We start from the raw sequence: 12,626 nt of genomic DNA on the forward strand, positions 1-12,626 counted from the left end.
ATGTTAATAAGTATTGCTGAATATATTTACTTACAATTACACTATCAAAGCATAGTGAGGGGTTAAATGAAAAATATCCCGGCTAAGATAAGTTATTCCTTTAGAAAATTGGAAAAAATTTACGGGCGCAGTATAGACCTTAAGCTTGTAAATGGCAAATTCTGTATTTTTGAGGTCTTAAAAACCCACAGCCCAAAAGGCAGAAGAAACAGTATCTCTCTTAGTTATATCGGCTGGATAACCAACAAAGGGGCATTAATACCTGCAAAACCTGAATTTCGCGGTTTGGATGTATCAGATTTAGAAACATTTAATGGGGTACCTGAACCTTCAGAACCAGATCAAAAAAATTTGGATGCTTACGATATTTATGATATTGAGGTAGATGGTTTAGATCTTAAAATTTTGAAGATTTTGAGCATGAACTCAAGGCTTGCTTATCCTAAAATCTCCAAATTAATAGGAACTCCAGTAAATACTGTTAAATATAGAATAAAGAAGCTAAAAAAAGAGTTAGGTATAAAGGATACGTTAGAGCTAAATACCGGGAAGTTAGGGTTCTCCAATTATTTGATTGCCGTAAAATTCTTGGATCAGAAACCTGAGGAACAGAACATCTTAAAGGCCACTTCAAAAAATCCTAGGGTGCAACTAGTGCTCTTAACAAAGAGCATCTACGATCTTCTAATATTTTGTTTAGCAGAAAACAGCAGTATAATTGAAAGTACACTTGATGAGATAAGGGGGGACCCTGCTTTGAGGTCAATCAGATCCGAATGGTATGTAACATCAATAAATCCAAATTATGGATTTTTACCATTAAGGCAAGAATTTTTTGATATTTTAATTAACAAGGCATCAAATGGCAGTATGATGGAAGAAAAACTTTGCCTGCCCGCTTTAAACTCAAAGGAATACAAGGTTCTTTACGAGTTAAATATTGATGGAAGAAAGGAGTTTAAAAGCATAGACCAGAAGTATAACTTGCCTGCAGGCAGCAGCAAAAAGGCTTACAGTAACCTGATTAATGATACAAAGAAAAATTTGATCTTAAGGCCAACTATTATTATGAGGAGCATCCCTAAGATTTATGATGCCGTTATAATTGCTAAGGTCATTGACAAAGCTGAATTCATAAAACATAAAGATGTCCAAATTGGGGCAATAGACAAACCTGAAACGACTACTGACAAGTTCTCTTACATATGCGATATTGGGATCCCTGATGGCATATTGTATCTGTTTTCAGTAATTAATGATAGAGATTTAGAAGAGGTTAAAAATGAGATTGAAACATCCATAAAAGGTGTTGAACTGGAATCATTGATAATTGAAAAAAATATATTGGGAGATATAGGCTACAGAAGATTTGTGTGCGGCATTTAGAATGTATGTTTGGCAAAAAGGCTTGGCAATTATTACAATACTTATTATTTCCAATGAATATAAGAGTGATACCTAGCATAAGTATAAATATCTTTTTTTTCTCAATATGTCTGCATTTGGATCTTTTTGGCAATATGCTAGAATTTATAAATTTTAACGTTATAAAATCACATATAAACCCAATATTAATTAAATAGACCCGTTGTAGCTCAATGGTAGAGCGGCCGGCTGTAGCCTGTGTAGAAAGAAACCGGCAGGTTGGGTGTTCAAATCACTCCAACGGGATGCAAAATGCATAAAAATTTAAACTTAAAATAACAATATAAACCAAGTCTCGGTAGTGTAGTGGTTAGCATGCGACCCTGTCACGGTTGCGACTCGGGTTCGAATCCCGACCGAGGCGCCTATTTTAGAGATTTTTATGCTAATATAATTTGGCACTAAATTCAAAATATGCTTGATACACAAACGCATATGTTGAAAATGAAAGCAATAAATAAATGTACTATGACATTAATATCGTGGAGAATGAGAGTGTCTTAGGATTTGAAGTTGGTGCGAGCAAAACAATAGCACTGGTAGGAGACCTTTCCGGAAACGTATTTTCAAAGATAATCGCAGACACTAGAAATGAAAAAGATGATAAAGAGGTATTGTTTAGGCAACTTAAAGAGCTGCAGAAAAAGGTTTCTAAAAAATATGACTTTAATTACGTGAGCATGACATTTCCTGGTGCTATAAATAGAAAAGGGATTGTTGCTTATACCCCTAACCTTCCTGGATGGAAGGGCTATAACTTGATGAAAGGCCTTAAGGAGAGATTTGATTCGGAGGTATTTGTAGAAAATGATGCAAATGCACAGGCGGTCGCAGAAAAGATCTATGGTTATGGAAGAAAGTACAGCAATTTCATATACCTTACAGTAGGAACAGGCATAGGGGGCGGCATATTTATAGATGATAAGCTTTACTCCGGGCACAATGGATGGGCTGGTGAATTTGGTCACATGGTGATAGGAGAGGGGCCTAAATGTGGATGCGGCAGATATGGATGCCTTGAAACACTGGCTTCTGGAAGCGCTATCAAAAGGATGGCATTTGAAGCAGGAAAGAACATGAGTGGAAAAGAAGTTTTTGAAGCTTGGTTTGATGGTGATAAAGCCGCAAAGGCAATTGTGGAAAAGGCTGCAAGCAGCTTCACGATTGGGATTGCAAATATCGTCAATATATTTGACCCGGAAGCAATAATTATTGGTGGAGGTATAACAAAAAACAATGAGCGCTATCTAGGTTACATAAGAAAAAAGCTGCCGAAAGAGCTTGGCAATTACAGGAGAAGAATAAAGATAATACGTGCTTCAGAAAATCTTATTGAAAAGGCACCTCTTGCACTTGCAGCATATAGATTAAATATAGGCAATTAGCCAGAAATTTTTACAGAAGAAGGAATAATTGCCTTTAACAAAGTGAGCGGGAAATCCCACACGCTTTAGCGGTGGGATGAAAGCGAACTGCTGAATAAAGTAAAGGTGTATAAATATGAATGGTTATACAAACAACATGGATTCCACAAGAGCCTATAAATTCAGGATCTATCCAGATACTAAAAGGCAGAATGAGATAGATGAAAGGCTAATCCTTGCACAGCAGTTCTACAACAAGATTCTGGAGAAGTCCATTGAATCCTATAAGAATGGAAAGGCAAAAGCCTCAATGGCACAGTTCAACAGGTTCGTCAAAGAAATAATCCAAGATGACAAGAAATACCTGAAACTATACTCGCAGACGAGATGCGAGATTGAATATAGGCTTCTCAAGGCATACCAGAACTTCTTCAGGAGAATAAAGGAAGGAAACAGGAAGGCAGGATTCCCAAGATTCAGGTCAAGGGACAGGTACAAGTCAATAACATATCCTCAGTACAATGGCTCTTTCTCAATAAAGAGGGGCAGGCTGAGAGTCTCAAGGATAGGAACAATGAGGATAGAATTGCATAGGAAGATAGAAGGCACAATCAAGACTCTTGCAATAAAAAGGGAAGGAAAGGATTATTACGCCATCTTCACCACAGCAAACGAAATAAAGATTCCGCAATTGAAGGACACAAACCCTGTCGGCATAGATATGGGTTTGCATTCATTTATTGGGATGTCATCTAGAATGAAGATAGAGAAGCCAAGGTTTGTTAGGAAGAGGGCAAAGCATCTTGCAAGATGGCAAAGAAGAATTGCAAAGAGGGAAAAAGGCAGCAAAAGAAGGGAAAATGCAAAGAATCATCTACAAAAGGAATGGGAACACGTTACAGAGCAATCTGATGACTTCTCCCATAAACTTTCTAACAAATTGGTAAATTCAGGATATACTTCATTCGCAGTAGAGGATTTGCACATTCAAAACATGGCAAAAAACCATAATTTTGCGCAGGCAATCTATAATGCTTCATGGAACAGGTTCATCCAAATGCTCTCATACAAGGCTGAAAGTGCCGGCATGAAGGTAATAAGGGTGGATGCAAGAAACACGACACAGGAATGCAGCAACTACCACTGCATAAAGGAAGGCGGCGAAAGGCTGGCTCTAAAAGATAGAGTCTACAACTGCAATAGATGCGGTATGCAGTTAGACAGAGATATAAATGCATCAATAAACATATTGCACAGAGCAACTACCCTCGGACAGAGGGGAAGTCACGCTCAGGGAGATATGGCCTCTGCAGTTCAACAGGAACTGAAAAGTCGCATCGCTGAACTGAGAACCGATAAAACACATCCTTTGCGGGATGCAGTGTTTGCATGAATGCAGAGGAAGCCCACACCGCTTGCGGGTGGGAGGATGTCACTTACAGAATCCTTTGATTAGTGGTTTTATTTCAGCAGAAGCTAAGCTTAGTGGCATGGAAGAGTCCTCCCTACCTAAAGGTTCTTTTAGTCACAAGGAAAAATTGATGTCTCTGGCTTTTACTTCATTTGGCCATTTCTCAAATGACTTCACTATTTTATTATTCTCGCTTCTAATCGTTTATTATTCGCAGGATTATGGTATAAGTTTGGCAGTGCTAGGAGCCGTAGCAATAATATACAACGTACTTTCAGGCCTTTTGAGCACTCCAATTGGAAGCTATGCAGACAGAACTGGCCAGTACCGGACATTGATTGCTATTGGGATTGCTATAATAGGCATAGCGGTAATTCTCTTTGCACTTTCATTTCAGTTCTCGCATTATGTACTCCCTCTTATGCTTATCTCTGCGGTAGTGATTGGTACAGGGCAAGCTTTTTACCATCCGTTAGGTGCATCGGTTTTGAGGGTAACGTATGAAGCAAAAACATCCTCTGCGTTAGGAATAAATGGGGCTTTTGGCAGTGTGGGCCGTTCAGTACTGCCAGTATTGCTTGTGCCAATGATAATCTTATATGGTGAATTCCATGCGCTTCTTTTTATTGCAGGCTACCTTTTCATAGTAGCATTGATTATATTCTTAGGTCTTGACTTCATCAAGCCTCAAAATGGCTCTATAGAGAGAAAGTCTGAGAAGTCTTCAGATGACAAATTAGGTCAAGGCGGCATAGAGAGGTATGAGAGGGCAATTTTCATCTTGGTACTTATAGTATTCATAAGGGCTATGTTCCTTACTGGAACTACTACTTATATTTCTGAATACCTGGTAAGCCGCGTGCATTCTGATATTATCATGAGCTATATAATGGCGATAAGCTTTATCACTGCAGTGGCTGGTCAACCAATCTTCGGTAGGATAACTGAGATTAAAGGAGGAAAGTTCAGCATAATAGTGACAACGGTTTTATCCACGATATTCTTCATATTGTTCATGCTGTCGGGATCAAATGCAATACTTGATACTATAACATATGCGTCTTTTGTATTCATGGGATTCACTGGATTTCCAGTACTGCTTGGTTATGTAAGCCAGATAGTGCCTAAAAAAGTAGCAACAAAATCAAATGGGCTTGTATGGGGATTGGGAAACACAGTAGGAGGGGGAGTTGGATTGGCGATCATGTCAATAGTTCTGTTCTTGAAGATAACTCTTGTTGACACAATGTGGATTATGGTTATCTTTGGAATTGTATCGTGCATACTTCTTCCATTGCTTCCAAGAAAGGCCAAATCATGATTAATAGTTTTGCTTGGATATAATCATACCCGTTTGCGACCTGCCGCTTTTCATTTTTACAACACAAATAAATTATTATAACGGTTATAATAGCTATTAAACAGCTATGATGAGCCTTTGTAGTATAACTTGGATAGAACGCGGGCTTCCGGAGCCTGTGATCCGGGTTCAAATCCCGGCAAAGGCGTATATTTTGAGAACATTAATTACCTTATTTTTCTTTAATCCATGCAAGGTGATTGGCTTATTGCTCTATAAGGTTCAATTTCTATGTTAATAATTTATATTTCTATATTCATAATTCAATACCGAAGCAGGGATTTTATTGAATGAGTATAAAAAGAACGCCTTTCTGGTAAAGATATACAAAGGCGAATTGATGCATCACTATGTCTATAGCAGGCTTAGCGTGATGGAGACTGACAAAGAACTGAAAGAGATACTTAAGAAATTGTCAAAAACTGAAGAACAGCACGCTGAACTGTGGAAGGAGGTACTTGACATAGAGCATATTCATCTACGGAAGACCAAAGCAACCCCAACCCTGGCTTTGATACTGTTTTTGAGGAAGATCTTTGGATTGACCCTGCTTATAAATCTCATTGAATATGGTGAAAGGGACCTTTATAGCAAGCTTAAGTATATTATCAAGGAAAACAATTTTTCGGAGAAAGAAAAAAAGATAATAGGAAAAATTGAAGAGGATGAACGAGAGAATGAAAAGCCTATAGAGGACAAGATACTTAAAATGAGTCCTGTGCTGAACAATATAAGAGATATAATATTTGGAATGAATGATGGGCTTGTAGAGGTTACTGCTGCCGTCGCAGGATTAGGATCTGCGTTGTATTATGCCAACTACATACTTTTAGGTGGATTTATAATTGCATTGTCCGGCACAATGTCTATGGCGGGAGGTGCATTTCTGTCTACAGAATACGAGAAAAACCTCAATATTAAGAAGGATGACAACAAGCCCAAAAGTTCTGCAATGTATGTCGGACTTGCCTATATATTAGGATCGCTATTCCCACTATCTCCATTTATCTTTGGAATTAATGGATACTTTGGAATAGCAATCTCACTGATTATTACGGCCATAGTTTTATCAATAGTTGCATCTATAATATCGATAATAAGCAACAAAAGCATATCAAAGAGCGTGACCAAAACACTGATAATATCTATGGGTGCTGCGACTGTCACAATAATACTTGGATATTATGCAAGAGTATTCCTGCATATAACAATTTGATGTTATATGCTGGGTATACTTTTAGGCTTATTCATGGTTAGTAATATATATCTTTAATTTCTAATACTAAAAGTGCAATTCCTAAGGTGTTAATATGGCAGATAATAAAGATTTGGAAGAGAAGATAAAACAGATTAATGGGCAAATGGATATGTTAATAAATGATACATCAGTCCCAAAGAATGTCAGAGGGGCAATATCAGAGGCTAAAGAGAAGCTTAATTCTGATGGAGAGTATACAATACGTGTTTCCTCAGCAATATACAACTTGGATTCTGTTAGCAACGATATAAATCTTCCTCCTCAGGCTAGGACAATGATATGGGGAGTGTTGAGTCTGCTTGAATCTATAAAAGAAGGATATTGAAATGGAGGATAGTAGGATAAAAGAGTTTTCCGAAAGGTTATCCAAGGTGAAAATGCTCCCTAAATCTGAGATTAATTCTGAGGTCATAGGGAATGTGGATTTGGATAGGCTTGTAGACAGGTTAATTCTAGATATTGGTAGCTTTGTAGGGTTCCATTTTGTAACACTGGAAGAAGTGACGCAAGCAATAGGGGAGATTAACAATGCAAAAATACCTATGCCTGTTGAGGTTATAAAATCAAGCAGTTTCAAGCCAATAGCATCAGAGTACCATGAGAAATTTGAGATCGAGAACAGGGACGTTGAGCATGCGAATGGGAATGTCAACGACTTTGTGGATTATTTTAGGGACCGGCTGCATAGAATAAGAAGGATCCTTGAAACTCACGTGTCTACAGATGGAATACCTGTAGGCAACTTGAGCCTCCTTAAGGATATGGTTGGCAGAGATGTGTATATAACAGGGATAGTTTCCAGCAAGATAACCACCAAAAAGGGCAACATAATGGTTGTCATGGAGGATGAAACAGACAGTGTAAAGGTGATTTTCTCTAATTCGCCTTCAGAGATAGGAAAGAGGCTTTACAATGAGGCTTCTACATTGGTTGATGATGAAGTCATAGCAGTAAAGGGCAAGCTGATCAACCAATTCGTAATAGCAAAACAGATTATATGGCCCGATGTTACTATAACAGAAAGGAAGAATGTTGAGGAGGACCTTGGGATTGCTTTTATATCAGATGTACATGTTGGGAGCAAGCTGTTCCTGGAGCAGAATTTTGAGAACATGATTAAATGGCTGAACGGCGGTGCGCAGGATGAAAGAAGCAAGGAGATGGCAGGCAAAGTTAAATACTTGGTAGTATCTGGAGATGTTGTTGATGGGATAGGTGTTTACCCCAACCAAGATAGAGACCTTTCAGTTCCAGATATGTACATGCAGTACCAGATGTTTTTTGACTTGATAGAGGATATTCCCGATTACATACATGTGTTTGTATTGCCTGGAAATCACGATTCGGTCAGGAGAGCAGAGCCCCAGCCGGCTTTTCCTTCAACTATAATAAAGGACTACAAAAAGGACAACATACATTTTGTTTCAAATCCCTCATATTTAACATTGAATGGGATACAGGTGCTTGCTTACCATGGGACCTCTTTGGATTCGATTATAAGCTCTATACCTGGAATGAGTTATGACAAGCCGGAATACCCTATGCTCGAGCTGCTGAAGCGCAGGCATCTCTCCCCGATATATGGAGGAAATGTCATAGTACCTAGCAAGACCGACAAACTGGTTATAGACAAGGTCCCTGATATACTGACGATGGGGCATGTACACAAGAATGCAATTTCCAAGTACAAGGGTGTTACAATTATAAACTCTGGCACATGGCAGGCCAGGACGGCGTTCCAAGTCAAGTATGGGCAGATACCAACCCCTGCAAGGATGCCGGTATTCGAGATGAAGACCTATAAAGTTACGACTGTAAATTTCAGCAGTGATTCCAATGTATATTGACGATTATTTCAGATCTATAAACGAGGGTGTCAAAAAAGCTTATGAGCTGGCAGAGAGGGCAAGATCAAAAGGTTATGACCCGGAAACCTTTGTTGAGATAAAGCCCGCCCCCGATCTGGCTTCAAGAGTTGAAGGTATTATAGGTATAGACGGATTGGCAAAGATAATAGAAAAGGAGGCTGAAGGAGTAAAATCCAATGAGGAGCTTGCATTCAACGTTGCAAGGTATATCTGCAAAGATACAAGATTTGATGATAGGAGCATTGAAAAAAGGCTTTTGCTTGCGGCAAGGGTCGGCTTGGCTATACTTACCGATGGAATCCTGGTTGCACCAACAGAAGGGCTGCAGAACGTAGAATTGCACAAAAATCTGGATGGCACAACTTATGCCGCAATACTGTATGCCGGCCCTATAAGGGGCGCAGGAGGGACCAGCGCGGCGCTTTCCGTAGCGCTTCTGGATGCCGCAAGACGGGAATTTGGTATAGGGGATTATAAGCCAACACAGACTGAAATAGAGAGATTTATTGAAGAGGTGGGTATATATAATTCAAGGGTGGCAAGGCTGCAATATCTGCCTCCTGATGAGGATATACGTACCATATTGCAGAACTGTCCTGTATGCATAGATGGATTGCCAACGGAGGATATAGAGGTCACAATGCATCGCAATATAGAGAGGCTTGATGCCAATGGAAATCCGCAGCTGATGACAAACAGGGTCAGGAGCGGTATCTGCCTTGTGTCGTGCGAAGGGATAGCCCAAAAAGCAAAGAGCGTGCTGAAGCATACCAAGAATTCTGGACTCCCTTGGGATTGGCTTACAAAGATAATAAAAGTTGACAAAGGAACAACAACTACATCATCTGCTGCTCCGAAGACTGCTGTATTCCTGCAGGAACTTGTGGCGGGAAGGCCTGTTTTCTCTTACCCTGATCATCCAGGGGCATTCAGATTGCGTTATGGAAGATCACGGTTTACTGGTATAGCCTCAAAAGGGTTTAACCCTGTAACAATGTCCATGATGAATGGATTTATAGCTACAGGAACACAGCTAAAAGTTGAAAAGCCTGGAAAGGGCTGTGTTGCCGTTCCGGTGACATCTATTGAGGGGCCATTCGTCAAGCTTGATACTGGAGAGGCATTCAGGATAGACAAATATCAGGAGTACCTAAAGTACAAGGACAGAATCCAAAAGATAATGTCCGTGGGGGATATTTTGGTAACGTATGGGGATTTCAAAAAGACAAATACCCCAATGCAGCCGACAAGTTATGTGGAGGAATACTGGTACTTGCAGCTTACAGCAAATGGTTATTCGGGAGGGATCCCAGAAGTCAATTCCTTTAAGGATGCATATGAATTCTCAAAGAAGTACAATGTGCCTATACATCCAAAATATCTGTATGATTATTCTGATATAAACATTTCAGACATGAAGTTTCTAATAAATAAGTTGAAGGGACTGAAGTTTGAATCTGATAACCTTTTTGATGTCAAGTCTATTGAGTTCTCTGGAACCGACCTTGAAAGAGCAAGGAACATCCTTGAAGTCATCTGCATACCCCACTTCGACAAATCAGATAAGATTATAATAGAACAAGATGACGCACAGAGCCTTATATTATCAGCTGGGCTTGTAGATGATGAAAAGGTGAACCTCAATAAGTATGACTTAAGCAGCTATAATGACAAAGTTGATTCTCTGAGCCTATTAAACAGTGTAAGCCCGATAAAGATAATGAGAAGGTCAACAAGGATAGGCGGAAGGATGGGAAGGCCTGAGAAAGCTAAAGAACGTATGATGAAGCCTTCTCCTAACGTTCTTTTCCCAATATCTGATTATGGTACAAGGGAGAGGAGCATATACAAAGCATTGATGCAGGAGTACAAGAACCTTGGCAATAAATATATTAACGTGGAGATGGCGAACTTCATATGCGATAAAGGAGGAGAGCCAGTCACCTCTTTCTACTGCACTAAGCATAAATGCAGGGCACATATAGAGAAGATATGCAAGAACTGCGGAAACAAGGTTGAAGGCGACAAATGTGAAAAATGTGGAGGAAGCCCTATATCTTATAGTTCAAGATCCATCAGCTTGGTTGGACTTATGGAAGAGGCAATGAAAAATGTGGATGTCAATATAGCTCCTAAGAACTTGAAAGGTGTTATGGGATTGGTCAGCGGGAGCAAAGTTCCTGAAAGCTTGGACAAAGGCATACTTAGGGCAATACACAATATAACAATTTTTAAGGACGGGACATCTAGGTTTGATGCCACGGATACACCTCTAACCCACTTCTATCCACGCGAAATGAACGTTTCCGTGGAAGCGCTGAAAAAGCTCGGATATGATAAGGATTACTTAGGCAATCCTTTGGAGAAGGATGACCAGCTAGTGGAGATGATGCACCAAGACGTTATAATGAACAACAGGGGCGCGGAGTACCTTTTGCACATTGCTCAGTTTATCGATGACCTTTTGGTCAGATTTTACCGCCTTGAACCTTATTACAATATAAAAACTGCAGAGGACCTTCTTGGCCATTATGTAATAACCCTATCACCACATACTTCCGCAGGCGTGGTCGGAAGGATAGTTGGTTTTACCAAGGCGAATGTTGGCTTTGCACACCCCTATTACATATCTGCAAGGAGAAGGAACTGCGATGGTGATGAGGACACAACAATGCTGATGATGGATGCCCTTCTTAACTTCTCGAAAAGCTACCTGCCTACAACCATAGGGGGAACTATGGATGCGCCATTAATTCTCACGGTAAACGTTAAGCCGGAGGAGGTTGACGATGAAGTTCACAACATGGAGATAACAAAGAGTTATAGCAAGGAATTTTATGATAAGACCTTTGATTACGTTTCCCCATCTGATGAAAAAGTGCTTATAGTGGAGGATAACCTTGATACTGACAAAGTCTATAGCCATGTGGAATTTACCCATCTGAGCGATATAAATTCCATTGATGAGGCTCCCCTTAAAAGCGCTTACACTACCCTTAAAACCATGCAGGATAAGATAGACATGCAGTTTGAACTTATGGACAAGCTTTACACGATAGATAAGAAGGACACCGCAAGGAGACTTATAATGAGCCACTTTATACCCGACCTTATGGGAAACCTGCACTCGTTTTCGAAACAAACCTTTAGGTGCGTTACATGCAATGCCAAATATAGGAGGGTCCCGCTGTCTGGGAAGTGCACCAAGTGTGGTGGCAAACTGGTGCTCACAATATCGAAAGGAGGAATAGAGAAATACTTAAATGTCACGCTAAGCCTTATAGCGAGATATAGCTTGGAGGATTACATCAACCAGAGAGTTCTCCTTATAAAGGATGAGATTGAGACAGTCTTTGGAGGGATAGGCGAGGAGAGCCTTCCCACTAACCAATTCAATCTGTCAAAATTCCTGTAATGGTGTGGCAGGTTTAAACTCTTTTGGGCTCCATTTTGGTCCTCGCAAAGGCAGTGAGGCAATGGTATCACTGCTATATCCATAAGTATACTGTTTATCTATACTGTTCCTCGGACTTAAGCTTAACCTTGTTTTGATAAGCAATCCTGTGCTTTAGCTTGCTTATATATGGCTTACCATTTTTCAAGTACTTCTCATATTGTATAGGGCTTACCAAAATTCCATATTTATATGGTATTGTCTTCTTCAGGAATCCCTCTATTGCTTGTGGCTTTGAATCATTGAAGAACTTTGTTTTTACCAATATCCCGGAATCTCCTTCCGTAAGATATACCTCCGCAACTTCTTTGAATGACATAATCTGCATTGACAGTTCCTGCAGGTCTGTATTGAAATTTGGCTTTACCAAATAGAATCTATAATATACAGTCCTTTGCCTTATTGAAGATGTACTTCTCACAACCCTGGCTTTTTTCACCCTAGACCCTTCTAAACCCTCTTTCGATCTTTTTTCTTCCAAGAAAA

General features: G+C 39.8%; 9 protein-coding genes and 3 tRNA genes. 11 read left to right on the forward strand and 1 reads right to left on the reverse strand.

Going from position 1 to position 12,626, the window contains the following annotated elements:
* Positions 1-66 precede the first annotated feature (66 nt).
* The 11 genes from Mia14_RS03755 to Mia14_RS03805 all read left to right on the forward strand — a co-directional run bounded on the left by Mia14_RS03755 (position 67) and on the right by Mia14_RS03805 (position 12,101).
* The gene (locus Mia14_RS03755; RefSeq protein ID WP_088820320.1) at positions 67-1,386 is read left to right on the forward strand and encodes an Lrp/AsnC family transcriptional regulator; all 1,320 of its coding nucleotides are present in this window, start codon (positions 67-69) and stop codon (positions 1,384-1,386) included.
* 198 nt (positions 1,387-1,584) lie between these two features.
* A tRNA-Tyr gene (locus Mia14_RS03760) sits at positions 1,585-1,671 on the forward strand.
* Between the two features lie 46 nt (positions 1,672-1,717).
* Positions 1,718-1,789, forward strand: a tRNA-Asp gene (locus Mia14_RS03765).
* Between the two features lie 97 nt (positions 1,790-1,886).
* The gene (locus Mia14_RS03770) at positions 1,887-2,810 is read left to right on the forward strand and encodes an ROK family protein (protein ID WP_088820321.1); all 924 of its coding nucleotides are present in this window, start codon (positions 1,887-1,889) and stop codon (positions 2,808-2,810) included.
* A gap of 115 nt (positions 2,811-2,925) precedes the next feature.
* Positions 2,926-4,182, forward strand: a complete 1,257-nt coding sequence (locus Mia14_RS03775) for an RNA-guided endonuclease InsQ/TnpB family protein (protein WP_088820322.1) — start codon at positions 2,926-2,928, stop codon at positions 4,180-4,182.
* Between the two features lie 97 nt (positions 4,183-4,279).
* Positions 4,280-5,521 (forward strand): MFS transporter, encoded by a 1,242-nt coding sequence (locus Mia14_RS03780; protein ID WP_088820323.1) that lies wholly within the window; start codon positions 4,280-4,282, stop codon positions 5,519-5,521.
* A 113-nt stretch (positions 5,522-5,634) separates the two neighbouring features.
* A tRNA-Arg gene (locus Mia14_RS03785) sits at positions 5,635-5,708 on the forward strand.
* Positions 5,709-5,846: 138 nt separating this feature from the next.
* The gene (locus Mia14_RS03790; RefSeq protein ID WP_088820324.1) at positions 5,847-6,776 is read left to right on the forward strand and encodes a VIT1/CCC1 transporter family protein; all 930 of its coding nucleotides are present in this window, start codon (positions 5,847-5,849) and stop codon (positions 6,774-6,776) included.
* A gap of 94 nt (positions 6,777-6,870) precedes the next feature.
* Positions 6,871-7,143, forward strand: coding sequence for a stationary phase-response protein (locus Mia14_RS03795; protein ID WP_088820325.1), 273 nt, complete (start codon positions 6,871-6,873; stop codon positions 7,141-7,143).
* 1 nt (position 7,144) lies between these two features.
* On the forward strand, positions 7,145-8,665 hold the full coding sequence (locus tag Mia14_RS03800) for a DNA-directed DNA polymerase II small subunit (protein ID WP_088820326.1): 1,521 nt from the start codon (positions 7,145-7,147) through the stop codon (positions 8,663-8,665).
* Positions 8,655-12,101 (forward strand): DNA polymerase II large subunit, encoded by a 3,447-nt coding sequence (locus Mia14_RS03805; RefSeq protein WP_088820327.1) that lies wholly within the window; start codon positions 8,655-8,657, stop codon positions 12,099-12,101. Before Mia14_RS03800 ends, Mia14_RS03805 begins: the two co-directional genes overlap by 11 nt.
* A 94-nt stretch (positions 12,102-12,195) precedes the next feature.
* Here the strand turns inward: Mia14_RS03805 and Mia14_RS03810 are convergent, their stop codons facing one another.
* Positions 12,196-12,621 carry a hypothetical protein gene (locus Mia14_RS03810; RefSeq protein ID WP_088820328.1) on the reverse strand — a complete coding sequence of 142 codons (426 nt, stop codon included), beginning with the start codon at positions 12,619-12,621 and terminating at the stop codon, positions 12,196-12,198.
* Between the last annotated feature and the right edge of the window lie 5 nt (positions 12,622-12,626).

Source organism: Candidatus Mancarchaeum acidiphilum, assembly GCF_002214165.1.
Lineage (GTDB): Archaea > Micrarchaeota > Micrarchaeia > Micrarchaeales > Micrarchaeaceae > Mancarchaeum > Mancarchaeum acidiphilum.